Origin of the sequence: Enterovibrio coralii (genome assembly GCF_001559595.1) — a bacterium.
In the GTDB taxonomy this organism is placed as follows: domain Bacteria; phylum Pseudomonadota; class Gammaproteobacteria; order Enterobacterales; family Vibrionaceae; genus Enterovibrio; species Enterovibrio coralii.
In genome coordinates this window covers 57,398-84,084 of the sequence record NZ_LNTY01000059.1, presented here as the reverse complement: position 1 = coordinate 84,084, position 26,687 = coordinate 57,398, and the positions used below count along the sequence as shown (strand labels likewise).

20 protein-coding genes and 3 pseudogenes are annotated in these 26,687 nt (G+C 49.7%); 19 read left to right on the top strand and 4 right to left on the bottom strand.

The genetic code is table 11. The features are described from left to right. Nucleotides 1–77: 77 nt before the first annotated feature. On the bottom strand, nucleotides 78–848 hold the full coding sequence (locus ATN88_RS22985) for an ABC transporter ATP-binding protein (protein WP_067419846.1): 771 nt from the start codon (nucleotides 846–848) through the stop codon (nucleotides 78–80). A 420-nt stretch (nucleotides 849–1,268) separates the two neighbouring features. On the opposite strand from ATN88_RS22985, the gene ATN88_RS22980 reads away from it, so the two are divergent. Then, nucleotides 1,269–2,888: an ABC transporter substrate-binding protein gene (locus ATN88_RS22980; RefSeq protein WP_232313496.1), complete on the top strand. Its 1,620-nt coding sequence runs from the start codon at nucleotides 1,269–1,271 to the stop codon at nucleotides 2,886–2,888. Between the two features lie 99 nt (nucleotides 2,889–2,987). On the opposite strand, the gene ATN88_RS22975 is transcribed toward ATN88_RS22980, so the two are convergent. Next, nucleotides 2,988–4,034, bottom strand: coding sequence for a tetratricopeptide repeat protein (locus ATN88_RS22975; protein ID WP_232313495.1), 1,047 nt, complete (start codon nucleotides 4,032–4,034; stop codon nucleotides 2,988–2,990). A 160-nt stretch (nucleotides 4,035–4,194) separates the two neighbouring features. On the opposite strand from ATN88_RS22975, the gene ycaO reads away from it, so the two are divergent. From ycaO to pflA, 5 genes are all read left to right on the top strand, one after another. Further along, the gene (gene ycaO, locus ATN88_RS22970; protein ID WP_067419844.1) at nucleotides 4,195–5,949 is read left to right on the top strand and encodes a 30S ribosomal protein S12 methylthiotransferase accessory factor YcaO; all 1,755 of its coding nucleotides are present in this window, start codon (nucleotides 4,195–4,197) and stop codon (nucleotides 5,947–5,949) included. Between the two features lie 434 nt (nucleotides 5,950–6,383). Further along, nucleotides 6,384–7,928, top strand: coding sequence for a DUF3360 family protein (locus ATN88_RS22965; protein WP_067419843.1), 1,545 nt, complete (start codon nucleotides 6,384–6,386; stop codon nucleotides 7,926–7,928). A 199-nt stretch (nucleotides 7,929–8,127) separates the two neighbouring features. After that, entirely contained in the window at nucleotides 8,128–10,404 is a 2,277-nt protein-coding gene (gene pflB / locus ATN88_RS22960; protein WP_067419842.1) for a formate C-acetyltransferase, read from the top strand. 181 nt (nucleotides 10,405–10,585) lie between these two features. Then, nucleotides 10,586–11,794, top strand: coding sequence for an EAL domain-containing response regulator (locus ATN88_RS22955; RefSeq protein WP_067419841.1), 1,209 nt, complete (start codon nucleotides 10,586–10,588; stop codon nucleotides 11,792–11,794). A gap of 174 nt (nucleotides 11,795–11,968) precedes the next feature. After that, nucleotides 11,969–12,709, top strand: a complete 741-nt coding sequence (gene pflA / locus ATN88_RS22950) for a pyruvate formate lyase 1-activating protein (RefSeq protein WP_067419840.1) — start codon at nucleotides 11,969–11,971, stop codon at nucleotides 12,707–12,709. A gap of 47 nt (nucleotides 12,710–12,756) precedes the next feature. On the opposite strand, the gene ATN88_RS27940 is transcribed toward pflA, so the two are convergent. Together ATN88_RS27940 and ATN88_RS27935 are read right to left on the bottom strand one after the other, a co-directional pair. Continuing rightward, on the bottom strand, nucleotides 12,757–13,068 hold the full coding sequence (locus ATN88_RS27940) for an energy-coupling factor ABC transporter permease (protein ID WP_232313494.1): 312 nt from the start codon (nucleotides 13,066–13,068) through the stop codon (nucleotides 12,757–12,759). A gap of 20 nt (nucleotides 13,069–13,088) precedes the next feature. Beyond that, nucleotides 13,089–13,352 carry a hypothetical protein gene (locus tag ATN88_RS27935; protein ID WP_232313493.1) on the bottom strand — a complete coding sequence of 88 codons (264 nt, stop codon included), beginning with the start codon at nucleotides 13,350–13,352 and terminating at the stop codon, nucleotides 13,089–13,091. A 258-nt stretch (nucleotides 13,353–13,610) separates the two neighbouring features. Here ATN88_RS27935 and ATN88_RS22940 point away from each other — a divergent pair, with 258 nt between their 5' ends. The 13 genes and pseudogenes from ATN88_RS22940 (at nucleotide 13,611) to ATN88_RS28685 (ending at nucleotide 26,686) form a co-directional block, all read left to right on the top strand. Further along, a complete protein-coding gene (locus tag ATN88_RS22940; RefSeq protein ID WP_067419839.1) occupies nucleotides 13,611–14,117 on the top strand; it encodes a YfbU family protein in 507 nt (168 codons plus the stop codon). A gap of 354 nt (nucleotides 14,118–14,471) precedes the next feature. Next, entirely contained in the window at nucleotides 14,472–14,663 is a 192-nt protein-coding gene (locus ATN88_RS22935) for a hypothetical protein (protein WP_067419838.1), read from the top strand. Between the two features lie 109 nt (nucleotides 14,664–14,772). After that, nucleotides 14,773–16,691: pseudogene (gene speA / locus ATN88_RS22930) on the top strand (biosynthetic arginine decarboxylase). Between the two features lie 50 nt (nucleotides 16,692–16,741). Beyond that, entirely contained in the window at nucleotides 16,742–17,665 is a 924-nt protein-coding gene (speB, locus tag ATN88_RS22925; protein WP_067419837.1) for an agmatinase, read from the top strand. A gap of 154 nt (nucleotides 17,666–17,819) precedes the next feature. Next, the gene (locus ATN88_RS22920; protein WP_067419836.1) at nucleotides 17,820–18,878 is read left to right on the top strand and encodes a hypothetical protein; all 1,059 of its coding nucleotides are present in this window, start codon (nucleotides 17,820–17,822) and stop codon (nucleotides 18,876–18,878) included. Nucleotides 18,879–19,357: 479 nt separating this feature from the next. Next, complete coding sequence (gene rlmA, locus ATN88_RS22910) at nucleotides 19,358–20,170, top strand: 23S rRNA (guanine(745)-N(1))-methyltransferase (RefSeq protein ID WP_067419834.1); 813 nt, start codon at nucleotides 19,358–19,360, stop codon at nucleotides 20,168–20,170. 60 nt (nucleotides 20,171–20,230) lie between these two features. Next, a complete protein-coding gene (locus ATN88_RS22905; protein ID WP_067419949.1) occupies nucleotides 20,231–21,181 on the top strand; it encodes a ChaN family lipoprotein in 951 nt (316 codons plus the stop codon). A gap of 167 nt (nucleotides 21,182–21,348) precedes the next feature. After that, nucleotides 21,349–22,305: an AAA family ATPase gene (locus tag ATN88_RS22900; RefSeq protein ID WP_067419833.1), complete on the top strand. Its 957-nt coding sequence runs from the start codon at nucleotides 21,349–21,351 to the stop codon at nucleotides 22,303–22,305. Continuing rightward, a pseudogene (locus ATN88_RS22895) lies at nucleotides 22,302–23,254 on the top strand (DUF58 domain-containing protein). The gene ATN88_RS22900 and the pseudogene ATN88_RS22895 overlap by 4 nt, the downstream one beginning before the upstream one ends. A gap of 5 nt (nucleotides 23,255–23,259) precedes the next feature. Then, on the top strand, nucleotides 23,260–23,757 hold the full coding sequence (locus ATN88_RS22890; protein WP_067419832.1) for a DUF4381 domain-containing protein: 498 nt from the start codon (nucleotides 23,260–23,262) through the stop codon (nucleotides 23,755–23,757). Further along, a pseudogene (locus ATN88_RS22885) lies at nucleotides 23,750–24,714 on the top strand (vWA domain-containing protein). Before ATN88_RS22890 ends, ATN88_RS22885 begins: the two are co-directional and overlap by 8 nt. Nucleotides 24,715–24,773: 59 nt before the next feature. Further along, complete coding sequence (locus tag ATN88_RS28690) at nucleotides 24,774–25,937, top strand: vWA domain-containing protein (protein ID WP_332308960.1); 1,164 nt, start codon at nucleotides 24,774–24,776, stop codon at nucleotides 25,935–25,937. After that, complete coding sequence (locus tag ATN88_RS28685; protein WP_332308966.1) at nucleotides 25,823–26,686, top strand: tetratricopeptide repeat protein; 864 nt, start codon at nucleotides 25,823–25,825, stop codon at nucleotides 26,684–26,686. Before ATN88_RS28690 ends, ATN88_RS28685 begins: the two co-directional genes overlap by 115 nt. Nucleotide 26,687 lies beyond the last annotated feature (1 nt).

Sequence of the window (26,687 nt, the reverse complement as noted above, 5' to 3'; positions counted from 1 at the left end):
ATTTTTTATTCGAGTGGTACAACTCCTTCTCCACCCGTGATATTGCGTAAAACGCACTATTAAAGAGCTAACAAAACTTAGTAAATCGATGAGATGAACTGTTGCAAACGTTCTGACTCAGGATTAGTAAATAGCTTAGCTGGGTCGCCCTGCTCTTCCACCAGACCTTGGTGTAAGAACATTACGTGGCTGGATACGTCTCTGGCAAAGGCCATTTCATGTGTCACTACCAGCATGGTGCGCCCCTCTTCCGCCAAACTTTTCATGACGTTGAGTACTTCACCGACCAATTCAGGGTCGAGTGCTGACGTTGGCTCATCAAACAGCAGCACTTCTGGCTCGACAGCCAGTGCTCGCGCAATGGCGGCACGCTGTTGCTGACCACCGGAAAGGTGCCCTGGATAGTAGTCACGACGTTCCCAAAGCCCCACGCGCTGCAGATAGGCTTCTGCTCGCTCCATGGCTTCTTTTTTTGGAACCCCGAGAACATGAATAGGTGCTTCAATGACATTTTCCATCACAGTCATGTGTGACCAGAGGTTGAAGCCTTGAAAAACCATTGCCAGACGTGAACGGATGCGTTGAACCTGCTTTTCATCAACGGGCACCGCTTGTCCACCGCGACCGTTTTTCATTTCGATAAGCTCGCCATTTACCCAGATTTCACCGCTGGTTGGCGTTTCTAGCAGGTTGATACAACGAAGAAAGGTACTCTTACCGGAACCGGAAGAGCCTATGATGGATATCACATCACCACGATGTGCATCGAGCGAAATGCCTTTGAGCACTTCATGTTGCCCAAAAGTCTTGTGAAGATCTTTAATCTGAAGCGCCACTGCGTCCTTCATGCGCTTGACTCCTGTCTCATTTTATTTGTCTCGCTGGGTAGCCGCAAAAGCGATTCCTCATGCATTTATAGAGACCTAGCCACCTCTACGAGATGTTATTATTGACCTTTTTATTATCTTTCGACTCAGCAGCAATACAATTCACTAATTAAGCCCAATTATGTGAAAATAACATCCAAAACCTCACGTGGCAACAAATTGTTAACCTACTCAAAAGTAATAAACAAGTCGAAATTTTCGCATAATTACGCAAATCGGTAGTGAGTAGGCGGGACTGTTCTCATTGATGCGAATTTTTGCTTGGTGTAGGGTGTTAAGAAAAAAATACTGCCTAGATTCAGAGAAGATAGAGCTATGTTGCTTCGCTTGCTAACAACGTGCCTCTGCGCACTCGCTTTCAGTGCCAGCGCGACGCCTAACATGTTGACGATAATGCCCGAGTTATCGAATGGTTTCGTGCGTAACTACAATCCCTTCCGTACGGATTCGATTGCCACCACGAAAGACTTCATTTATGAATACCTCTATATTTTAGAAGATGAAGACATCCACTATCGCCTCGCCAAAAAATGCAAATTAGACAGTGACTTAAAAGGCGTCACTCTCACGTTAAGAGACGGTATAAAATGGTCAGATGGCTCGCCGTTCACTGCCGATGATGTGATGTACTCCCTTCAGTTGCTCAAAGATGAACCAAAACTGGATTATGATTCACTTGGGGACTGGATCAGTACGATAGAGAAACGTGGCCAAAATGAGGTCTACGTCTCGTTAACGCGCCCAAATGCACAGATTGCCCAGAAATTTGCCTCTCTGGTCGTTGTACCAAAGCATCACTGGAAGACAATTAACAATAAGTTGGATTACACCAATCCCAATCCCATCGGCACAGGCCCTTTCACCAACATCAAAGCCTTTAGCAGCAACAACATTGTTCAATGCCGCAATGCCTTGTATTGGCAAATCAACGAATTGGAAGTCGATTGCATTCGCTACCCAATGGTCAGAACCAACGACGAACTGATCTCGCGTCTGAGCAGTGGAGAGTTTGACTGGGCCAGTGCTTTTATCCCTGACATCGACCGAAACTACGCGTCCTACTCGCCTAACTATCACTACTTCCACCAGCCTTCTACCGTGGTGAGTTTGATGCTGAACTTTGCCCACCCGAATGAAGAGGTTCGTAACGTCATCAAGGATGTGCGTTTTCGCCGAGCAGTTTCCATGGGGTTGGAGCGTGATCTGCTGATTGATGTGGCATTGTTCGGTCAAGGCCAAAAAGCCTCCTTTGCCAGCGGGTTAGAAGCCAAATTCGATAACTGGATCTCTGATGCCTCTGCAGAGCAGCACCTTTACTACATTCGCTATCACCCTGAAGCGGCCATGCGCTTGTTAGATGAAGCGGGAGTGAAAGATAAAAATGGCGATGGATTTAGAGACCTTCCTTCTGGCGAACCTTTCCACCTTTCCATTATCGCGCCGGTGGGTTGGAGTGACTTTACGTCTGCATCCAACATCACCAGTGAAATGCTGAGAAATATTGGGCTGGATGTGCGCGCAATTCCGCTGCCTTTCCCCGTCTATATCGATCGCATCACAAACGGCAACTACGACATCGCTATCACCAACTACTTCTCGGGTATCACGCCGCATTTATATCTGGACTCCACATTCAACAGTAAGTACCAAACGGAGACGTCACCGCGATTTGCTCAGCATAAATACCACGACGAAGAAGTTAACCAATTGCTCGACGCCTTCTTGCTGACCACGGACAAGAAGGAACAAATCAAGATCATCAACAAACTGCATTTGATCATCGCTGATCAGCAAGTTACCGTGCCGCTTTACTACAAGCTCAACACCGTTGAGTTTACGACGTCACGTTTTGCAGGATGGCGGATGAAGAAAAACGGCAAGCCCAATGTACCGCCAATTTGGTATACCGAGCGCGCTAGATTGATTCAGTTGCTTGAGCTAACACCTGTCGACCCCATCATTTTTCGCGACCAGTTAAGTCGGAAATTTAATGCGTTTTAATCAGGTCGAGCGTTTTTAGCCACAAGTCAGCTTCGCTGTTGGGGTCAAGTTGCTTCAGCGTGGTATACGCAGAGCGCGACAGATCGAGTTGGTGGGTTTTCATGGCTGCATAGCCGAGGATTTCCCATAAAAATGGGTCGTTTTCACCGCCCATATCAATGGCCTGTTGAGAAAGCACAACGGCGGCATCCCACTTTTGTAGATGAGATGCAATCTTGCATTGTGCTTTAAGCAGCGATATTTCGGGTTGCTCGTTGAGCTTTGCTGCAATGACCCATGCATCTGACCAACGTGCAGCCTGCATTTTGTATTCCAGCATTTTGGTACTGACCAACGGCTAGGGGCTACCGTCTCAGCCTTTATTCCCTTTTCCAACCACACCACCGCAGCATCCGGGTCACGGATGTAAGCGGCATATTGCGCGGCATCCAAGTAATCACTCTCTTGCAGCTGAGCGTCTGACGCCACCAGCGATTCCATGATCGCCAGTGCTTTTCGGTAACTGCCGATTCGCGCCAGTGCGCTGGCTTCTTTTCTCTGCCAGCGGGCATCATCGCCATAACGCTGCTGCAATACACGTGTGGTGTTGATCAATGCGCGATTCAAACCCAGCTGTTCTTCACTGATGGCTTTGATCTGCCAAATGAACTCAGGAATGTCTGAGTAACCCGCGATCACGGCGTTAGCCTGCTCAAGCGCGCCAGCATAGCTTTTCGAGGAAAACAGCGCGCGTGCGTAGAGTTGTTGCACCGGCTGATAAGGAGGAAATTCGTTGAGATACATGCGGCTGTATTGAATCGCCACTTCGGGTTTGCCGCGCTTCATCGACAGAGAGACCAATGCCCCCAAGGTGTCTTGTCGGAGGCTCTCAGGCAGCTTTTTGTAATTCAGCGCATTGGTGTAAGCGAGATAGGCGCGGTCATAGTTGCCTTCGCTAAGATAGATGTAGCCCAGCAAACGCTGATGCAATGCGGCCTGTTCATCGTTATCCGCAACCAGTGCCTTGGCGATTGACGCCGCTTCGGTCAGTTCATCATCAGACAGGAGTTGTTCAATGCGATTTAGGTGACGAGCAAAGTCAGGATCGCTCGCCTGCACTGAAAAACTTACTCCCATAACAATGATGGCGATGCCGAATGCGTTCATGTCCTTGAGCCAATAACGAATTGATATCTCGACTATAACGCAGATTGCACAACCTTAGCCTTGAAAATCGTCTATTTTTTGCATGCACGCAACATATCAAACCTTTCGTTCGCCCTATGTTGGTATATACTTCGCGCCTTCAAAAGAGACAGAGAATCCCATGAAAACCTATATCCCCGGTAAAGACGCCGCGTTAGAAGAATCCATCAACGCATTTGAAGCTAAGTTGAAGGCCGCTGGTTTCAACGTTGAGCCCGTTTCTTGGCTGAACCCTGTACCGAACGTATGGTCTGTGCACATTCGCGATGTCGATGCACCGATGAACTTCACCAATGGTAAAGGCGCAAGCAAAAAAGCGGCACTAGCCTCTGCACTGGGCGAATACTTTGAACGTCTGTCTTGTAACTATTTCTATGCTGACTTCTATTTGGGTCAGGAAATCGGTGAGTCTGAGTTCGTTCATTACCCGAACGAGAAGTGGTTCCCACTGACCGATGACGACACCTTGCCAGACGCTCTGCTGGATGACGCCATGCGCGCGTTTTACGATCCAGAAGAGATGCTGAACGCCAGCGATCTGATTGACCTGCAATCAGGCAATGAAGAGCGTGGTATCTGTGCCCTGCCGTTTGCTCGTCAAAAAGACCAACAAACCGTGTATGTCCCGATGAACATCATCGGCAACCTGTACGTGTCTAACGGCATGTCTGCGGGTAACACCAAAACAGAAGCGCGCAGCCAAGGTCTGTCTGAAGTGTTTGAGCGTGCGATTAAAAACCGCATCATCGCTGAACGCATCAGCATGCCAGAGATCCCTGATGAAGTGATTGCTCGCTACCCAAGCATCAAAGCATCTATCGACGCGCTGGTAGAAGAAGGTTTCCCAATCGTGGTTTACGATGCGTCTATGGGCGGCCAATACCCAGTGGTGTGTGTCACGCTGTTCAACCCGAACAACGGCACATGCTTCACCTCTTGGGGCGCACACCCACGCTTCCAAGTGGCACTTGAGCGCACCGTGACTGAACTACTTCAAGGCCGTAGCCTGAAAGACTTGGATGTGTTTGAGGCACCGTCCTTCCATGATGAAGACGTGGCTGACCACCATAACCTAGAAACGCACTTCATCGACTCTTCAGGCACCGTATCTTGGGACATGTTTAAAGACACCCCAGACTACGCGTTCACTGAGTGGAACTTCGACGGTACGTCTGAAGAAGAAGTGGAATGGCTACTTGGCAAACTGCACGCGGAAGACGCCGATGCTTACATCGCAGATTACGACCACTTGGGCGTAAACTGCTGCCGTATCATCGTTCCAGGTTGGTCTGAAATCTACCCACCAGAAGAAGTGCAGCTTTGTAACAACAACCGCGGTACCGATCTGCGCGATGCGATGGGCATGCTGCTGGCAACCGATTATGCCGACGAAGAAATCGAGTCTCTGTTTGATGTGCTTGAAATGTCTGACTTCGACGACAGCTACATGGTTTGTGAGCTGATGGGCGTTGCACCGGATGCAGGCAGTGCGTGGAAATCACTGACCATTGGCGAGCTCAAGTGTTTGTTGGCGCTGGCCATGGGCGATTTGGAATCTGCACAAGAATTCGCCGCATGGAGCTTAGAGTACAACGCGACCATTTACAGCAAAGACCGCTTGAACTTCATGCGCTGTCTGATCGCGAGCTTAGAGCTGGCACAAGATGAAAATCGTGACCCTGCTGAGTATCGTCGAGCGTTCGGCTTTAACTACGGTGATGCCATCACTGAGGCGGTTTGGAACTCAATTTCAGGTGACATTCGTTTCTACGGTTTGGACGCGCCAGAAGGCGATCTGACCGCATTCGGTGCCCACACGAAGCTGCTTGGCTCTTACCACAAGCTGCAAGCGGCGAAAGCGAAGGCCGCTAACTAAGCCTTTGTATTTCGTTAGATAGCAACACATCCTCTGCGTTGCTGGTTATGACTCTGTGACCAGTAACGCAGTCTTTTCTTTACAATCTCATATCATACTCAATTTCACAGTATAATCGCCGGTTTATCACCCTCCTGTAGCACATCCTTAACGTCTCAACTTGTAATTTAATTACAGAAAAATTCGTTACTGCCCTAAATGTGTGGAATAAAGCATCTACTAAGTCACATTTCGTTATTTTCAAACCTATCAAGCTGTAATTTATTTTCACGAAAATGATCTAAATCAAGTTTGCAAAAAGTGGCTTTGTTAGTATTCCTGTAACGAATTTTAGCCTCTCGCAAACACACTTTTGGCAACAACGATTGCCAAGCAAAATTCTAACAAGAGCGAGAGGACAATCAATTTGATTGCTTTTGTACGAAGAGGACTTTATGTCAATCCAAGCTCCAACCGAGCAAACTGGCAACCCGGCGCAAAGCGAATACCAAGCTAAGCACCGCCCTGCATCAGAGTTCGCAACGCGTTCAGACTATCTGGACCACGAACTGCAAATCATGAACCCACGCCGCTACAAGCTGAACCTTCCTGGCCGTGACTTCCGTTTCGAGCTTGAAGACCTTGTTCCTGCGCTTGCGGGTACCATTGGTATCATCGCGATGTACTCTGCGGTAATGATGTCTTGGGCCGAAGGCTTGACAGCTGCATGGGATCACATCGAACTGGGTAAACAATTCGCTATCGAAGTTGCTCGTGTAGAAATGCTTATTCCAGCGTTTCTGTTCTGTGTTCTTGCATCAGGCTTTATTAACCCTCGTGCAAACCTAGCGGGTAACCACGGTCCAATGATTCCGTTGATCGGTACCATTGCACTGGCTGGTGCTCACCCTCTTGCTCTAGCAATTTTGATTGGTGTGTTTGGTCTGGCATTGAGCTTCCTCAAAGGCGGTTCCAAGCTGGTTAACCTCACCTCGGAAGGTACAGCCGGTGGCTTGCTTATCTTCTTGGGCTTGACCGGTACCGTAAGCCAAATCACGTCTATCCAAGAATGGGCTGTAGGCATTCAATCTCCAACGGTTGAAGCTGGTAGCATGGGCTACGTTGGCCTGATTGTTCTTGCCGTGACGATTGCGCTTTACGCACTTCTAGCAAAATACAACAAGCGTTGGTTGGCGATTCCAGTTTGTGCCTTCACTGGTCTGGTTATCGCACTGGCACTGGGTACAGGTTTTGACATCCAGTTTGTAACAGAGACAGGTCTACCTAACCTGAACCCTGTTTACTGGTGGGGCTCAACCTCTGAAGGTTGGATGCTTGGCATGCCAAACTTCGAGCACTTCATTGCCTCTCTGCCATTTGCAATTCTGGCAGTTGCAATGTGGTCACCAGATTTCCTGGGTCACCGTATTTTCCAAGAGCTGAACTACCCGAAGAAAACTGAACGCGTTCTGATGGATGTTGATGACACCATGACCATGTGTTCTATCCGCCAAATGGTAGGTACTGCGGTTGGTGGTGGTAACATCACATCGTCTTGGGGTACATACATGATCCCTGCGGCAATTGCGAAGCGTCCAATCCCAGCCGGTTCTATCCTGCTTGGTTTGTTGGTGATGATCATCGCTATCCTAGGTTTCCCTATGGACGTAGCAGTATGGCCACCAGTAATGCGCGTTGCTCTGCTGGTAGGTGTATCACTGCCTCTGCTTGAAGCAGGTATGCAAATGGTTAAAGACTCTAAGTCTTCACAAGCTGCAGGTATCTGTATCTTCGGTGCTGCGGTAGTTAACCCTGTACTGGCTTGGGCACTAACTATGCTTCTGGACAACAACGGTCTTATCGGCGACAAAGAGCGCGCAGAGCGTCTGTCTTTTGTAGATAAAATCGTCATCCCTGTTGGTGTACTGGTGATCTGTCTGGTCGCTATGCTGGCAGTAGGTATGTTCGAAGATCAGTACGGCATTCCAGCTCTACTGTAAAATCCGTTTGGGCAGCTAAAAATAGCTGCCCAAATTGCTATCCAAAACTGGGTAAGAGAGCGTAAAATCAAGCACGTTTTCGAATTAGCGTTTTTGCTTTTACCGTTTTTTAATTCGCGTACTGTCCGCTGTGCTCAACAGTGGAGTGGTTTAAAGCTGCTAAGTACTTGTTTTCTTCTACTAAAAAGGTAGGTACATCATGTCTGAGCAATTTGCTAAAGCATGGGAAGGGTTCGCTGAAGGCGAATGGCAGAAAGAAGTTGACGTTCGTGACTTCATTCAGAAGAACTACACCCCTTACGAGGGCGATGAGTCATTCCTGGTAACTGAAGGTACTGAAGCTACTAACACGCTTTGGGAAAAAGTTATGGAAGGCATCAAGCTGGAGAACTCAACTCACGCTCCTGTAGACTTCGATACTTCTGTTATCTCTACCATTACTGCTCACGACGCAGGCTACATCACCAAAGATCTAGAAAAGATCGTTGGTCTGCAAACTGAAGCACCACTGAAGCGCGCTATCATGCCAAACGGCGGCGTGCGCATGATCGAGGGTTCTTGTAAAGCTTACGGCCGTGAGCTGGACCCAATGGTTTCTAAAATTTACTCAGAGTACCGCAAGACTCACAACCAAGGCGTATTCGATATCTACACCCCAGATATCCTGAACTGCCGTAAGTCTGGTGTTCTGACTGGTCTGCCTGACGCATACGGCCGTGGTCGTATCATCGGTGACTACCGCCGCGTAGCACTGTACGGTGTAGACTTCCTGCTGAAAGACAAAGCGAAGCAATTCCACTCGCTGCAAGCGAAACTGGAAGCTGGCGACGATCTGCAAATGACTATGCAGCTTCGCGAAGAAATCCAAGAGCAATACCGCGCTCTGAACCAGATGAAAGAAATGGCTGCGAAATACGGCTTCGACATCTCTGGTCCTGCGACAACTGCTCAAGAAGCTGTTCAGTGGCTGTACTTCGGCTACCTGGCTGCTGTTAAGTCTCAAAACGGTGCTGCAATGTCACTGGGTCGTACTTCTACGTTCCTTGACGTGTACATCGAGCGTGATATCGCTGCTGGCAAGATCACTGAAGTTGAAGCTCAGGAAATCATCGACCACTTCGTAATGAAGCTGCGTATGGTTCGCTTCCTGCGTACTCCTGAGTACGATGAGCTGTTCTCTGGTGACCCAATCTGGGCAACAGAATCAATGGGTGGTATGGGTTGTGACGGTCGTACTCTGGTTACCCGTACTAACTTCCGCTTCCTGAACACGCTGTACACTATGGGTCCAAGCCCAGAGCCAAACATCACTGTTCTGTGGTCTGAGCAACTGCCTGACGGCTTCAAGCGTTACTGTGCGAAAGTATCTATCGATACTTCTTCTATCCAGTACGAAAACGATGACCTGATGCGTCCAGACTTCGACAACGATGACTACGCGATCGCTTGTTGTGTATCTCCACAGGTTATTGGTAAGCACATGCAGTTCTTCGGCGCACGTGCAAACCTGGCGAAAACTCTGCTGTACGTAATCAACGGCGGTGTGGACGAGAAACTGAAACTGCAAGTTGGTCCTAAGCAAGAGCCAATGATGGACGAGTACCTGGACTTCGATAAAGTTTGGACTGGTCTGGACAACTTCATGGATTGGCTGGCAACTCAGTACGTGACTGCGCTGAACGCAATTCACTACTCTCACGACAAGTACAGCTACGAAGCGTCTCTGATGGCCCTGATGGACCGTGACGTATACCGTACTATGGCGTGTGGTATCGCAGGTCTGTCTGTTGCAGCTGACTCACTGTCTGCAATCAAGTATGCGAAAGTTAAACCAGTTCGTGACGAAGACGGCATCGCGATCGATTTCGAAATCGAAGGCGACTACCCTAAATTCGGTAACAACGACAACCGTGTAGATGACATCGCATGTGAAATGGTTGAGAAGTTTATGAACAAGATTCGTAAGCTGAAAACCTACCGCAACGCGGTTCCAACTCAGTCTATCCTGACCATCACTTCTAACGTAGTGTACGGTAAGAAGACGGGTAACACGCCAGACGGTCGTCGTGCAGGTGCACCATTCGCACCAGGCGCGAACCCAATGCACGGTCGTGATGAGAAAGGTGCAGTAGCATCTCTGACTTCTGTAGGTAAACTGCCATTCGCACACGCGAAAGACGGTATCTCTTACACCTTCTCTATCGTTCCAAACGCACTGGGTAAAGATCACGATACTCAACGCTCTAACCTGGCAGGTCTGATGGATGGTTACTTCCACCACGAATCAGGCATCGAAGGTGGTCAGCACCTGAACGTTAACGTTCTGAACCGTGAAACTCTGGAAGATGCAGTTAAGCACCCAGAGAAGTACCCACAGCTGACTATCCGTGTATCTGGTTACGCAGTTCGCTTTAACTCTCTGACTGCAGAACAGCAGAAAGACGTTATCGCTCGTACTTTCACTGAATCTCTGTAATCTGAGTTTTCATTGAATCGAAAACACCTCCCTCGGGAGGTGTTTTTTTATGCCTAAAATTCCAGCACTTAAACCGTATCTCATTCTGTCGACGTTCCCCCATTTCCCTTCCATACTGAGAATTAGCGACTGCTAAAACAACCAACTTCATTGATGCTTGAACAAGCAATAGTGGGGATACATGAACATACTGCTCGTAGAAGACCATCCCTTTCAGCGTGATGTCATCGCTGGACAGTTAATGCAGCTTATCTCAGGGGACGATGCGCTCATGTCTGCCTCTGACGGCAACTCTGCGCTGGAACAAATCATTCAGCACAAGCCTGATTTGATTTTCTGCGACCTCGACTTACCGGATGTCGATGGTATCAAGCTATTGAGTGACGCTGCCGAGCGTGGCTTTTCTGGGTGCATTGTTATCACCAGTGCTGCCTCACCCAAGCTGCTCGATACCGTCAAAAACATGTGTGAGAACTTCCATCTTAATGTTCTCGGCACCTTGCCTAAACCTGCGTCGATTCCTTTGCTCAAGTATTATTTGAACTTAGCCATTGAGCATGACACCAACTTCCCTGCCGACCTCGTTCCCTTAAATGAATCCGAAGTACTAGAAGCGTGGAAAGCGGGGCTTTTCGAAACTTGGTTCCAACCCATCGTACGCTTCAATGATGGCGAGTGGATGGCGTGTGAAGCCTTGCAGCGTCTCAAGCATCCGACGCGCGGCGTTCTCACCCCACATAACTTCTTGCCGCAGCTTGTGGCGTTAGGGCTGGAGTCCGAGCTCACTTTCAAAGTCATTGACGATGTGATTAAGCATCAAGACTACCTTGAAGGTCATCCCGTTGGCGTAAACATCTCCGTTGAGAATCTTATCAGTTTTGATTTTATTGACCGTTTGCTGGAGAAAACCAAATCCTTTCCGGAGCTTAGCCAGCACATCTACTTTGAGCTCAATGAGCCAGAACACTTAGAGCAAATCGGTCAGCTGCAGGAAGCCGCCTCTCGCCTTCTCTTGCATGGGTTTCGCCTCGCAATTGACGATTTCGGCTCAGGGTATGCCACTTTGCAGCAAGTCGAGTTCCTACTACTGGATTCGGTAAAAGTCGGGCTGGGTTGCGTGCTGCCGATGCTCAGCAGTCGCACCTCTTTGGCATTGGTTGAAGCCAGCATTTTAGTGGCGAACCGTATTGATATCGCCTCCGTCGCCGAAGGAATTGAATGTATTGAAGTGTGGAATGCGCTCAGAGACATGGGTTGTAACTATGGGCAAGGCTTCTTTGTTGCTAAGCCGATGCCGGCACATGACATCTCTGAGTGGAAAGTCCTATGGTGCTCTCTGTTGGATAGCCGATCACTCTGCCCGCCCGTTGCCCTCAACACTGTGAAGTAACCCTCTGAAGCGCAGCTTTCTCACAAGCTGCGTTTCTTTTCCTGCTCATCCTTTAACCAGATTCCCTAACTGCGATAAGTTTACCCTCTGACACCTAGAGTTCCGCTTTAGGTAGTAGCGATTCTGTAATAAAATAACACCTTACTTTTTACAGTAGTTTTTTTGGAGAACCTCATGTCGGTTATTGGCCGTATCCACTCATTTGAGTCTTGTGGAACCGTAGATGGTCCAGGCATCCGCTTTATCGTGTTTATGCAAGGCTGTCTGATGCGTTGTAAGTACTGCCACAACCGTGATACATGGGATCTCGATGACGGCCGCGAAGTGTCTGTCGAAGAAATCATGAAAGAAGTCGTGACTTACCGCCACTTCATTAAAGCATCTGGCGGCGGCGTGACTGCATCAGGTGGTGAAGCCATGCTGCAACCTGAGTTCGTGCGTGACTTTTTCCGTGCAGCACAAGCTGAAGGCATTCACACCTGTCTGGACACCAACGGCTACATCCGTAAGCACACTGACATCATTGATGAAGTGCTGGATGCCTCTGATCTGGTGATGCTGGATCTCAAGCAAATCAACGACGAAATCCACCAAGACTTGATTGGCGTGCCAAACAAGCGCGTACTGGACTTCGCACGCTACCTGCACAAGCGCGGCCAAAAAACCTGGATTCGCTACGTGGTTGTTCCTGGCTACACAGATGATGAAGACTCTGCGCGCCGTCTGGGCGAGTTCATCAAAGACATGGACAACATCGAGAAAATCGAGATGCTGCCATACCACCAACTAGGTGCACACAAGTGGGAAGCACTGGGTTACGAATACGAATTGAAAGACGTGAGCCCACCGAAGAAAGAAACCATGGAAATGCTGAAAGGCATTCTGGAAGAGTACGGCCACAAAGTGGTGTACTAAATAAAGATTCAAAAAAGCCGGCCTTGCGCCGGTTTTTTTATGCCTGTTTAACGCTCCGGGGACAAATATTCCCGGTCATAGAAGGTACGAAGCAGTTGCGGCCTGTACACGGCCATCATCGACACCGCCATGCCATTTAGCAAACCTTCCGGAAACCACACTAAGAGCGCAAGCGTCAGGTAGTTGTTGATGATGGTATCCCAACTGTGAAGCCCAGATATCCAATACCCTGCCGACACCACACACAAGTGAAAGACAATGGTGAACGCGGCGTTGAAGAAACCCGCGACGAAGATATAGATGAACAAATGCCGAGAAAGATACTGGTAAGACAGCCAGAAAATGACGTAGCTAAACACTGCAGGAATGACGGCGGTTGTCAGGCATAGAGGCCTACATCTTCAAAAGGTAACAATCCAAACGCCACCATCAACGCTAGCGGAAGTGTGCTTATCCAAATCGCGATACGAGGGCCATGGCAAAGCGTTAGCACTGTCATACCCAGAAAATGAATGTCTAGCCCTTCGCTAATCCCAGCTTTTAATGCCCAAAGGCAAAAGAGGATTAAGCCGCTGGCGAAAACAAAGTGCTGATAGCCTTTATCGCTTCGAAACTTTTGCCACCCAATCGGTGATCGACTCATCCATAGCGCGATTGCAAAAGCGCACCATCCAAATGCTTGCCAGTAAACCATCCCTGTTCGCTTATTCCTCGTTTTTTACACTTTGTAGCAATTTAAAAATTTAAGGCGAAAAATGCACATATTTCCCGTTGTGAGATCAAAAAAATGGCCTAAATGAGCTGCTAATCTGTAGCACATGAATTGCCAAACTTGCTGATAAAAACGACCAACTAACCGCTTGTTTGGATAAAGGATTTTTTACTTTTTGAGGCCACTTTTATGGAAATGACAGCTGCTCAACGCCTTATCCTTTCTAACCAGTACACGCTGATGGCACAGATGGATCCGCAAAATGCGGAAAAGTACCGTCGCCTACAAACCATTGTAGAACGTGGCTACGCGCTACAACTGCGTGAACTGGACAAGGACTTTGGTGAACTGTCTGAAGACCTATGCCGTCAGGTTGTAGATTTCATGGAGATGTACCATGCACTTCAGGAATCACACCGTATGCTGGAAGACCATTCGCGCTGTGAATGCGATGTCGATGCTCGCCGCCTGCAATTCTGGGGCTTTGATGCTGCGACGGAAGCGCACCTGATGCACTACGTGCGCTTTTTGACGGAAAGCGAAGGTCTGTACCCACAGTTTGACAAGTCACTGCACCATTTCAACAGCCAAACGCCAATGTTGGAGAAATATCAGCGTATGCTGAAAACATGGCGTAACTGCCCTCGTCAGTACCACCTGAGCGGTTCAGAAATCTGCAAAATCATCGGTGCGTAATCCGTATTGCACTCCCTAAAAAGCCGCGTGTAGACGCGGCTTTTTTGTATCGAATAATGTCGGTTTTCCAACACATTCGCGCTGTAAATAGTTCAGCAACCTTGTCAAAACCAGCCCCCACCTAATCCGGCTAATATCACCACACATTTTTATCGTCACCAGCAAAAATATTAATTTGCACCCAGCGCAAAACGATTGTCTAATCGCCACGCACCCGACTAATTGAGAGTCAACTCATCGAGGTGTATACGGGCTTGTAGAGCAATGAAACAAACAAAAAAGCTTGCTCTATGATCAGCCGTTTTTCTCTGTCATACCGCGTACTTAACTCACGCGGCCTTTTTAGGAATGGCAATGAAATCTATCGCAAACAACGAGATTCAGGCAGCCGACCTGAAAACCCTTTGCGACACCGCAGCTAATCTCCATCCGCAAAACAAACCCCAATCCCTGTCGACTCCCGTTCGCAGGAAAAGGGCATCGTTAAAGCGAACACGCAGCGCGGACGCCGTGCTTCTTGATTTGTCGCTTCAGATGCCTGAATAAGGTCTGCCAGCGTTAACCATCTTTTTCTGGTACGAGTTACCGGTGACGGACTTATATTGTCTGCCGTCACTGGCCTTTGCTCGTACCCAATCACCGATGAGGAAGTAACATGAGTGATTGGTCTATAAATGACGCCCGCGATGTCTACAACACGCCATATTGGGGTCAAGGTTATTTCGATATTAACCAACAAGGTGAAGTGGTTGTTCGTCCGAACGTAAATCAACCGGACAACACAATTGCCCTGTCGTCGCTGGCAGATGAGCTTATCGCTAAAGGTGCCTCTCTACCTGTACTGGTGCGTTTCCCAGAGATCCTGCACCACCGCGTAGACAGCCTGTGTGCACACTTTAACGACGCGATTGCGGATTACGGCTACAACGGCGAGTACCTGCTGGTTTACCCAATCAAAGTAAACCAACAGCAAGCGGTTGTGAGCGAAATTTTGAAGAGCCAGTATGCACGCCAACAGCGTCAACTGGGTCTGGAAGCAGGCAGTAAGCCTGAGCTTCTGGCAGTGCTGGCAATGGCACGTCAGGCAAGTTCGGTGATCGTCTGTAACGGTTACAAAGACCGTGAATACGTGCGTCTTGCACTGATCGGTGAAAAGCTGGGTCACGAAGTCTACATCGTGCTCGAAAAGCTGTCTGAGCTGGATACCGTGCTGGAAGAAGCCAAAGCATTAGGCGTGAAACCACGTCTGGGCCTGCGTGCGCGCCTTGCTTCGCAAGGTAAAGGCAAGTGGCAAGCAAGCGGCGGCGAGAAGTCGAAGTTCGGCCTGTCTGCGTCACAGGTTCTGACCGTGATGGAAAAGCTGCGCGAACACGACATGCTGGACACGCTGCAACTGATGCACTTCCACTTGGGTTCGCAAATGTCGAACATCCGCGATGTGCGCTCTGGCGTTAACGAAGCGGCACGCGTCTTTGCTGAGCTGTACCAAATGGGGGCGGGCCTGACCACGCTGGACGTTGGTGGTGGTTTGGCGATCGACTACGAAGGCACGCGCAGCCAAAGCAGCTGTTCAATGAACTACAGCCAGCGCGAGTACGCGAACAACGTAGTCTTCACCGTCGGTGACGTGTGTAAAGAATACGACATCAAGATGCCGCGCATCATCTCTGAATCTGGCCGTAACCTGACCGCACACCACGCGGTTCTGGTGACCGATGTGGTTGGCGTTGAAAGCTACCAGCGTGAAGAAGTGTTTGCGCCTGCAGAAGATGCACCGCAAATCCTGCACAACATGTGGCGTTCGTTTAAAGAACTGAGCCAGTCGAGCGATCACCGTTCACTGGTTGAGATCTACCACGACAACCAAAACGATTTGGCAGAAGTACACATCCAGTTCTCAATGGGTCTGGTGAACTTCGCAGAGCGCGCATGGGCAGAGCAAATCAGCCTGCGTATTTGCTACGAGCTGTCTTGCAAGATGTCACACAAAAACCGCGCACACCGCCCAGTACTGGACGAGTTGAACGGCCGTCTGGCAGACAAGTTCTTCGTGAACTTCTCGCTGTTCCAGTCGCTGCCAGATGCGTGGGGTATTGAGCAAGTCTTCCCTGTGCTGCCACTGAGCAAGCTGGACAAGGCACCTGAAAGCCGCGCAGTGATGCTGGACATTACCTGTGACTCAGACGGCGCGATTGAACAATACGTGGAAGGCCAAGGCATTGAGAGCACATTGGCCGTTCCTGCTTGGACTGACGAAGAACCGTACCGTATGGGTTTCTTCTTGGTTGGCGCATACCAAGAAATCTTGGGCGACATGCACAACCTGTTCGGTGACACCGATGTAGCGTAGTGCGTTGTAAAGACGATGGCGGCTATGAAATCGAAGATGTTGAGCGTGGCGACAGCGTGGGCGATGTACTGCGTTATGTTCACCTAGACCCTGCGCAGTTCCTTGAGCAATACGAAGAGATGGTGAAAGAGCACCTGCCTGAAGAAGAACATGACTCTATTCTGGCGGAAATGGCTGAAGGCCTGAACGGCTACACCTACCTCGAAGATATTCGTCACGCGTAATTATTTCTGGCCGCTAGCTAGCGCTGGCGGCCTTAGTAAGGATTTTTATTATGGCAACGTTGGCCAACTACCCAGACTACTCACTGTACGCAAATGCGTTCGGTTTCCTTCGCCAGCCTTTGGTTTTCGCACCACAAGGTTGTGACGCTGACATCGTTATCACGGGCGTGCCTTTTGATATGGCGACCACTGGTCGTTCAGGTGCTCGCATGGGCCCTGGTGCTATCCGTCAGGCTTCTACCAACCTCGCGTGGGAAGGTAAAAAATGGCCGTGGGATTTCTCACTGACTGATGAAATTAAGATCGCTGACTGCGGTGACTTGGTATTCGATTGCGGTGACGCAGCAAACATGAGCGAGCGTTTGGAAGCGCATGCCACCAGCCTGCTGGCGGAAGGCAAAACCTTGCTGACGTTCGGTGGTGACCACTTTGTGACCCTGCCACTGCTGCGTGCACACGCGAAGCAGTTCGGTGAAATGGCGCTGGTTCACTTCGATGCGCACACTGACACTTACGATCAGGGTAGCGAGTTCGACCACGGCACCATGTTCTACACGGCACCGAAAGAAGGTCTGATTGACCCACACGCGTCAATCCAAATCGGTATCCGTACTGAGCACAGTGATAAACTGGGCTTCCAAGTCATCGACGCGGCAACCGCGAACGATTGGTCTGTAGAGCAAATCGTAGATGCTATCAAAACCCGCGTTGGCGACCGTCCGGTTTACCTAACGTTCGACATCGACTGTCTGGACCCAGCTTACGCACCGGGAACTGGTACGCCAGTATGTGGCGGCCTGAGCACGGATAAGATCCTGAAAGTGATCCGTTCACTGCAAGGTATCAACCTGATTGGTATGGATGTGGTAGAAGTGGCTCCTGCTTACGACCACGCAGACCTGACCTCACTGGCAGCTGCGACCATCGCGACTGACCTGCTGTACGTTTGGGCGGCAAACCGTAAGAACAAGTAATCGCGATTTGTGATTATCAAATACCCGCTTAGGCGGGTGTTTTTGTTTGTGGATTACGGGAATTGCAAATCACCATTCTTCGCAAACTTGATAGCCCCAGGGGATTCCGTTTTCCTCATAATGTTCTTATTCATCGCCATCATGGAAGATCAGCGTGCCAAAACAATATGTCTCTATCATCCCGAATATGAATATGCCTTCAAACATCAAGGGGGTTGGAGGAGGTGAGAAACTCAAGACTTATGAAGTAACCTCGGAAAAAGATGCCTTTATCTCACGTAAAATGCGTGAGAATAGTACAGCTAATAAGGCTACCAATATCCCTTCCAATGAAAATACTAGCTTCTACAAAAACCAATCAGTGTTGGACTCTCAAAATGCGCAGCAATCTCCAGTTGATAACCAACCAGATGCTGAGCAAGAAAAAGACCACTTAGTTGTTTTCTTGGGCGGCGCAGGTATGCGCGGAGACTATCAATACGATATGGTGCGTGCTTTGATGCAAGCGGGTGTAAAGCGTGCTGTATGTGGCAACTATTCAGGCTTATTTGAGAACGGTGATGATCTTGAGTACAACGAATACATCGATATGGGCGCGGATGCGACCTCTGTAATTTTTTATAATCAGGCCGAAAATGACCCAATAGCGGTTCAAATGGTGAACACTAGCGAATGTAAAATCGAATCAAAATACGTATTGGGGGATACTGAATGGGTAAATTATTCTGGCAAAAACGCCTATGGTGATGACTGTCCCAATTCTGTACTTGTCGTCAAACTAGAGCCGAGGACGTTAGATCTCTCCCTACAAGCATTGAATGTCTCAGCACCAACACCCAGCCAAGGCGGGGAGTTTACGTTGATTGGCTATTCTTGGGGTGGCGTAATTTCAGCAAGATCAGCAATGTATCATGCCAACAACGGAATCATTGTTGACAACCTCGTGCTCATTGGTGCTCCTATTAATCACAGTCTGGTAAAAGCGGTGAAATCCCATACGAACATCAAAAATGTGATTATCATGGACTTAAAGGAACAAGGGGATCCAATCTATGCGGGGATTAGCGATGGCGAGCTCATTGAATCATCTTGGGAGTTAGCTCTTCAAATGAAACGGGAAGTTGGTCATTTTTACTATTCTGGGAATAACGATAAGGGAAAGGAACGTCGAGAGGAATTAGCAAAAAAATTAGTAAATCTAGGTATTAAATGATGACAAATATCTTCCGCTTAACGGCGACAGTACTGCTCCTCCTTGCGTCCGTAACCTATGTTGTGAATTACTTCGACGCCATAGATAGCTTTGGGGATGGATTCAGCCAATTGTTCTCGTCTACGGTGGTCTACTCACCCTTTGTTTTAATCCCAATATTGCTCATTACTGTCATCGCAGATGTTTATCGAATTTTCGTATCTAGAAGTGTTAGACATCGCTATTTGCTCTTGTGGGATTTAGCCGTCCCCTTAGTTTCAATGGTGCTCACTTTCAGCGTGCTAAAAGATTGGATTGATAGATCGGGAATGGTTTAACGCTTGCCCGCAACGCAACGAGAAACATAAGACCCACTTTTTGACTCAGTAATAGGCCCTCTAGCTTTGCTTATTACTGCTAACTTCCTTGCCTAGCTTGAACCAAGAGCTCTTGCGCCGTATCCTTTGCGCTCAATCACGGCCACTAACCGAAATATCGCTATGTCATACCTTTGCCCGCTCTGTCAGGAGCCACTTTCTCTTTCTGCTCGCACCTACAAATGTGCCAGCAACCACCAGTTCGATCTGGCAAAAGAGGGCTATGTAAACCTGTTGCCTGTTCAACACAAGCGTTCAAAGGATCCGGGTGATAACAAGGAAATGATGCAGGCCCGTCGCCAGTTTTTGGATGGTAGCCATTACCAGCCTATGCGCGATGCCGTCAGCGATTTACTGAAAAACCTGCTGGCTGAAAAAGCCGACGGTCAGCTATTAGATATCGGCTGTGGTGAGGGCTACTACACCAGCTACTTCGCCGATGAAATGCCAAGCACCAAGGTCTTTGGCCTCGATATTTCAAAAGTGATGATCCGCTATGCGGCAAAGCGTTACGCTAACGTAGACTTCCTCGTTGCATCAAGCCAACGTTTGCCGTTTGCGGATAACCAGTTAGACGGCGTTGTACGCATCTATGCGCCATGTAACGGCGACGAACTGGCACGTACCGTTAAAGACAGCGGCGTGGTTGTTACCGTCACACCTGGACCTCGTCACTTGTATCAACTGAAAGCAGGCATCTATGACGACGTACGCCTGCACGATGTGCCCGTAGAAGAACTGCCGGGCTTTGCATTGGAAACCGAACAAACTGTCGCGTACCCAATGACACTGAACAGTGCAGATGCTACGACCCTGCTGCAAATGACGCCGTTTGCATGGCGTGCACCGGAAAGCCTGTGGCAAACATTGAAAGACGCAGAACAGTTTGAATGTGAAGCGGATTTCACCCTGCGCGTCTACCGTAAGATTGCATAAGTAATCCGTTCTACCATAATGGAGCGTATCTGACCCTTTGTATAAAGGATGGTTACACTGATGCGCTCTTTGCTTGTTTCTTCCCTGCTTTGCCTGACGCTCGCAGGTTGCAGCCAAACGGCCAGCTATTCGCCCTCTCCCACGTTAGCGGGCACGCTATACGATTACCGCATTGAATCCGCATCTGGTGAACCCTACTCACTCAATAAACTCGCCACTGAATTAAAACACGCTGATGTTGTTCTGGTCGGTGAATGGCACTCTCATTCTGGCGTCCACCTATTTCAGGCAGCTTTGCTGGCAGAATTAGCATCCAATTCGTCAAATATGGCTCTTTCAATGGAGCAGTTTGCGCGCCCAGACCAAGCCGTGATTAATCAATATCTTGCCGGAGAAATCGGCGAAAACAGTCTGCTGAGCCAAACCCATCGTTGGTCGAATTACAACAGCAGCTATCGTCCATTGGTCGAGTTTGCCAAAGAAAACAGCTTGGCAATCATCGCCTCCAATGCGCCCGCAGACACTGTGCGTTGTATCGCGGCTGAAGGTGAGGACTACCTCGACCGTCTCCCTAAAGAAAAAAGACAATATGTTGCCGCCACCTTGCATGACGACGAATCTCCCTACAAAGAAAAGTTCTTCGCGGCTATGTTTCATGGCGATGAAGCCAAGACAGAAAATCAGTACCTCGCCCAACTTGCTTGGGATGACACCATGGCAGAAAGCATTGTGAACTTTCTAAAGCAGCATCCTAATGACAAGATCATGCACATTGCCGGGGCGTTTCACGTTGAAAATGGATTGGGTATTGCCCATCGTATCCATCTTCTCAACCCAGATTTGAAGGTCGCCATTATCTCGCCTCAGACCGAAGACGAGCCGTTAGAGCAAACCATTGATGACTATCGCTTAATCGTGAATCCGTTGCCGCCACAGTGGCTTTCTGATGCAGAGATGGAAGAAGCCATGACTAGCATGCGTCACGGTCACCATACACCGCCATGTGATTGATGTGATGAGGTTTTAAATCTAACTGTCTTACTTAATTGACAGACTTGAAAGTTAATCCGCTAACCACTATCTAGTGATAATACACTCAACAGTGAACCTCCTGATTGTCGGGCGGTCTCAAATGGGTCGATTCTCCTTTGTTTTTGCTATACCAAGGATAAACTTTCATGTTAGCGGATACTTTCCAACGCCTTAACGCTTACCTGCAAGGTCAGGTGATCGGTCAACCAGAACTGGTAAAACAACTCCTCATCGCCCTGCTCGCAGACGGGCACATTCTGGTTCAAGGCCCGCCGGGACTGGCGAAAACCCGCGCCGTTAAAATGCTGTCTGATTGCATCGAAGGTGACTTCCACCGCATTCAATTTACGCCTGATTTGCTGCCTGCTGACCTGACAGGTACCGATATTTTCCGTCCAGAAACGGGAGAATTCACCTTCCAACCGGGGCCGATTTTCAACTCCCTCGTGCTCGCGGATGAAATCAACCGCGCGCCCGCAAAAGTGCAAGCAGCAATGCTTGAAGCCATGGCCGAGAAACAAATCACGGCTGGCCGCCAAACCTATGCCCTGCCAGAGCTTTTCCTTGTGATGGCAACGCAAAACCCGATTGAGCAAGAAGGCACGTACCCGCTGCCAGAAGCGCAGCTTGACCGTTTCTTGCTTCAACTGAACGTGGACTACCCAGATGAAAGCGCAGAGCTTGAGATCCTGCGTCTGAACCGTGGTGAAGCGCAGGGCATTGAGAAGCAAGAGCCTGTCCAGATTCAACAACAATACATCTTCGAAGCACGTAAAGCCGTGCTGAACATTCACATGGCGGAAGACGTTGAGAAATACATTATCCGTCTGATCATGGCGACCCGTAACCCAAGCCGCTACAGCGATAAGCTGGCTGCATGGCTGCAAATGGGCGTGTCACCGCGTGCCACTCTCGCGCTGGATCGCTGCGCCCGCGCACATGCATGGTTAGCTGGCCGTGACTTTGTCACGCCAGATGACGTGCAAGCCATGGCCTACCCTGTTCTGCGCCACCGTCTGCTATTGAGCTACGAAGCACAAGCAGAAGGCATCGCCGCAGACAGTGTGGTTTCTCACCTGATTGAGCAGGTTGCCAGCGTATGACCCTGACAGACACCGCCGCTGCTCTGCCTCCACACAGTGATGGCGTCAATGTGTGTCTGGCTGAACTGCTGCATTATCAGAAGCAATCTGTCCGCTGGCTGCCACCGGCACTGAGCATTTGGTCTCAGCTTAGCGGCCAGCACAGCAGCCGTCATAAAGGTCGCGGTATGAACTTCTCTGAAGTTCGTCCTTACCAACCGGGCGATGATATCCGCGCCATTGATTGGCGCGTGACCGCCCGAACGGGTAAGACGCACACCAAGCTGTTTACTGAAGAGCGTGAACAACCTGTGATGCTGTTTATCGATTTGAGCAGCAGCATGAAGTTTGGCTCTCAGCTTCTGCTTAAATCGGTGCAAGCAGCGCACATTGCCAGCCTTATCAGTTGGTTGACAGTCAGTCAGCAAGACCGCATCGGTGCTGTGATTTATAACGGCTTGAAGGTGCGTGAATGCAAACCTACCGCTCGGCAACAAGGGCCGCTTCGTATCATGCATGCCGTGATGGAAGCGCATGAGGAAATGCTCGGCGCAGAGAGTGCTGTTGCGTCTCAGGAAAGCTGGCAAGCCGCACTAAGGCATTTGCATCACTTGTGTCCAAAAGGCAGTGACATCGCATGATCAGTGATTTTTATTCACTGACGATGGCGGACAAACGCCGATTGAGCCAATTGCGTCAGCACAACCGCATCCGCTTCGTACGTATCTATGATCCGCTAGAACAGGGTCATACGTCTTTTCGCGGTCATGAATTGGTTGCTGACAATGAACAAACCGCGTGGTTGGATTTTTCTTCACGTAAAACACGCGACAGTCTGGAACAACAATACCTGCGTCATCAGCAGTTCATTACTGACATGGCAAGAAGCCTAGCGGTGCCTTTGCATACTCTCTCTGCGGGTCAATCGCTGCTTCAACAGTTGGGTCATTCTTCGAGTAAGGCAATGTAGTAACCATGACGACTCCAACGTCAAACACGCTTCCTCTGGCGGATATCCATCTGCAAGCTGCACCGGGACTCTGGCCACTGGCTTGGGGATGGTGGGTGCTGATCGCAGCACTGCTACTTATTCTCGCAGTCGTGGTGTACGCACTTCGTTTGCGCGCGCAAAAGCGAAAAGCACAGAAAGAAGCGATTAAACAACTCTCCCATACCGACACGCTTGGCGATATCAATGCCCTGCTCAAGCGCGCGGCACTAACGTATTTTCCGCGTCATGACGTGGCGAAACTGACAGGACAGTCTTGGCTGGCCTTTTTGGACAACCAACTGCCTGTGTCGAAACAAGGCTTTGTGGCTCATGAAGCCCTTTGGCAAAAAGGCGTGTTCTCCAAAGAGGGATTGAACAAGGATGAGCTGAATGCCTGCAAAGCCTTGGCGAGTGTCTGGCTAACAAACGCATTACCACCTAAAAAGGCAAGCCAATCACAGAGCGAGGTAAAAGATGTTTGAGTTTACCTGGTGGTGGGCATTTGCATTGCTGCCGCTTCCTCTCGTGATTTATAAATGGGTGAAGCCTGTTCCTCGCCCTGCTGCGATTCATTTGCCGCGGCTGCCAAAAGGTTGGGGGAAAAGCAAAATACCAGTCGCATCAGACAACTCCTGATGACCTTGCTATGGGTGAGCGTGATTACCGCATTGGCACGTCCAGTGTGGTATGGCGACCCGATTCAAATTCAACCTGAGCACCGCGACATGATGCTTGCCGTCGACCTTTCTGGCTCAATGGAAATCGAGGACATGGTGCTTCCATCAGGCAATACCACTGACCGTCTAACCGCCGTGAAGCAAGTGCTGTCTGACTTTATCAAAAAGCGCGACGGCGACCGTTTAGGCTTGGTGCTGTTCGCCGACCACGGTTACTTGCAAACACCGTTGACGCTCGACCGCAATACCGTGGCGCAACAACTCGACCGTGCGGTTTTGGGTTTGATTGGTAAAAGTACCGCCATTGGTGAAGGCTTAGGTGTGGCGACCAAAACCTTTATCGACGGTAAGGCCCCACAGCGTGTGATCATCTTGCTCAGTGATGGAGCCAACACCGCTGGCGTGATTGAACCACTCGAAGCGGCCAAGCTCGCGAAGGAAAATGGCGTGACCATTTACACCGTGGGCGTGGGTGCTGAGTCCATGCGTCAACGCAGCCTCTTTGGTTCCCGCACGGTGAACCCATCGCAAGACTTGGATGAAAAATCACTGCGTGAAATCGCCAAGATGACGGGCGGTGAATATTTCCGCGCCCGAGACCCACAAGAGCTAGAAAAGATTTATCAAATTATCGACCAACTTGAGCCCATCTCAGACGTTCAACAAACTTGGCGTCCAAGGGATGAGCTGTTCCGATTCCCGCTATCTGCGGCATTGGCACTGTCAGTCGTCATCGTTGTTGTAAGGAGACGTCATGGCTGATTTCACATTCATGCACCAATGTGGTTGCTAGCGGCCTTGCCGTTGGCACTTTTACTGCCATGGATAAAAGACAAAGCGCAAACATCCGGCTGATTGCACCGCACTTAAGCAAACTGCTCTCAGGCAACGCGGCAAGCACGGGCAAAGCAAAACGCTGGCCGATTGTTGCACTCGCTGCTGGTTGGCTGATTGCCGTGATTGCACTGGCAGGGCCTAGTTGGCAGAAAGTGGAAATTCCAGCGGTGAACCTTGCCGGTGCGCGCGTGCTGGTGATGGACATGTCCCGCTCCATGTATGCCACCGACATTGCACCAAACCGCCTCGATCAAGCGCGCTTCAAAGCCCTCGATATGCTGCCGGAATGGAAAGAAGGCAGCACAGGGTTGGTTGCCTATGCCGGAGACGGCTACATCGTCAGCCCATTAACGGACGATGCGAGCACACTCAGAAACCTGATCCCAAACCTGTCACCTGAAATCATGCCGATTCAAGGCAGCAACCCTGCCGCCGGTATTCAGCAGGCGATTGATTTGCTGAAACAAGCGGGTTACGCCGATGGCGACATCGTATTGATGACTGACGGCATGAGCCAATCAGAGTCGAAAGCCGCGCTCAATGTGCTGAAAGGCACCAAGTATCGCGTTTCTATTCTGGCGGTCGGCACACAGCAAGGCGCACCCATCAAGCTGCCAAACGGAAGCTTGTTGGAACAAAACGGTGCGCCCGTGATCGCCAAACTGGATTTAGACACACTGTCAGCAATCACCAAAGAAACTGGCGGCATCTTGCAGCTTTGGCAACCTACCAACCGTGACGTTGAAAACATTGCGGCGTACACATCGAAACCGCAGGACGGTGTGGCTGAAGGCAAAAGCAAATCCATCGAGGAGCGAATCAACGAAGGGTTTTGGCTCATCATTCCGCTTGTCTTGCTCACGCTCCTTGCTTTCGCCGTGGCGTCGTGCTGGCTGCCATGTTTATGGTGTTGCCGATTCATCCGGTTCAGGCAGCAGTATTCCAAACTGACGACCAGCAAGCGTACCAGCACTTTGAAGCGGGTAAGTTTAAAGAGGCCGCCGATGGCTTTACGTCGCCGCAGTGGAAAGGTATCGCCCAATACAAAGCAGGTAATTACAAAGGGGCAATTGATACCCTCTCCCAACTCGACGATCCGGTTTCTCGCTACAACTTGGGAAATGCGCAAGCGCAGGCAGGCGATTTAGAATCCGCCGTGAAAACCTATGAATCAGTGTTGAAAACCAACCCGGACAACAAGGATGCCCAGAAAAATCTGGACGTTGTGAAAAAGGCGCTAGAGCAACAGCAACAGCAACAGCAACAGCAACAGCAACAGCAACAGCAACAGCAAAATAGCGAATCACAACAAGACCAGAACGAGCAACAATCTCAGGGGAATAACCAAGACCAGCAGTCTTCTGACAATCCGTCTGATAGCCAACAATCAGACTCTCAGCAGTCCGACAGTCAGCAAGGTCAGCAAGGTCAGCAAGGTCAGCAAGGTCAGCAAGGTCAGCAAGGTCAGCAAGGTCAGCAGAACAGCGAACCAAGCAACGCTGAGCAAAACCAGTCTGATGCGTCTTCTGATTCATCAAAAGATGACGCGCAATCCGGTGAGCAAGATGCTCAAACCCAGCAGCAAAAAGGTGAGAAGTCAGAATCCCAACAGGCTAACGCTAAACAAGAGCAAGCCAATAAAGATAACGCCAGCCAAGAGCAGACTGAGTCTGGTCAAGCACAAGCAGGTGAACCGTCTGATAGCGAAGATGCACCTCAGGGCGAACCAACGGCTTCTGCTGAATCGGGCGAAGGTGATGATGCCTTAAGTGCCAGCAACCCTGTATTGAAAAAATTGGAGCAAGTGCCTGATGACACAGCGGGTCTGATCCGTGCACAGCTCATTCTTCAGGCTCGTCAAAAAGACATACCAGAGCCTTCTGAGAATACGTGGTAAC

What these genes read in the sequence shown, in the direction of transcription:
- ATN88_RS22985 (WP_067419846.1), bottom strand. Translation starts at nt 848, where the DNA reads ATGAAGGACGCAGTGGCGCTTCAGATTAAAGATCTTCACAAGACTTTT.
- ATN88_RS22980 (WP_232313496.1), top strand. Translation starts at nt 1,269, where the DNA reads ATGTTGACGATAATGCCCGAGTTATCGAATGGTTTCGTGCGTAACTAC.
- ATN88_RS22975 (WP_232313495.1), bottom strand. Translation starts at nt 4,034, where the DNA reads ATGAACGCATTCGGCATCGCCATCATTGTTATGGGAGTAAGTTTTTCA.
- ycaO (WP_067419844.1), top strand. Translation starts at nt 4,195, where the DNA reads ATGAAAACCTATATCCCCGGTAAAGACGCCGCGTTAGAAGAATCCATC.
- ATN88_RS22965 (WP_067419843.1), top strand. Translation starts at nt 6,384, where the DNA reads ATGTCAATCCAAGCTCCAACCGAGCAAACTGGCAACCCGGCGCAAAGC.
- pflB (WP_067419842.1), top strand. Translation starts at nt 8,128, where the DNA reads ATGTCTGAGCAATTTGCTAAAGCATGGGAAGGGTTCGCTGAAGGCGAA.
- ATN88_RS22955 (WP_067419841.1), top strand. Translation starts at nt 10,586, where the DNA reads ATGAACATACTGCTCGTAGAAGACCATCCCTTTCAGCGTGATGTCATC.
- pflA (WP_067419840.1), top strand. Translation starts at nt 11,969, where the DNA reads ATGTCGGTTATTGGCCGTATCCACTCATTTGAGTCTTGTGGAACCGTA.
- ATN88_RS27935 (WP_232313493.1), bottom strand. Translation starts at nt 13,352, where the DNA reads ATGAGTCGATCACCGATTGGGTGGCAAAAGTTTCGAAGCGATAAAGGC.
- ATN88_RS22940 (WP_067419839.1), top strand. Translation starts at nt 13,611, where the DNA reads ATGGAAATGACAGCTGCTCAACGCCTTATCCTTTCTAACCAGTACACG.
- ATN88_RS22935 (WP_067419838.1), top strand. Translation starts at nt 14,472, where the DNA reads ATGAAATCTATCGCAAACAACGAGATTCAGGCAGCCGACCTGAAAACC.
- speB (WP_067419837.1), top strand. Translation starts at nt 16,742, where the DNA reads ATGGCAACGTTGGCCAACTACCCAGACTACTCACTGTACGCAAATGCG.
- rlmA (WP_067419834.1), top strand. Translation starts at nt 19,358, where the DNA reads ATGTCATACCTTTGCCCGCTCTGTCAGGAGCCACTTTCTCTTTCTGCT.
- ATN88_RS22905 (WP_067419949.1), top strand. Translation starts at nt 20,231, where the DNA reads ATGCGCTCTTTGCTTGTTTCTTCCCTGCTTTGCCTGACGCTCGCAGGT.
- ATN88_RS22900 (WP_067419833.1), top strand. Translation starts at nt 21,349, where the DNA reads ATGTTAGCGGATACTTTCCAACGCCTTAACGCTTACCTGCAAGGTCAG.
- ATN88_RS22890 (WP_067419832.1), top strand. Translation starts at nt 23,260, where the DNA reads ATGACGACTCCAACGTCAAACACGCTTCCTCTGGCGGATATCCATCTG.
- ATN88_RS28690 (WP_332308960.1), top strand. Translation starts at nt 24,774, where the DNA reads ATGGATAAAAGACAAAGCGCAAACATCCGGCTGATTGCACCGCACTTA.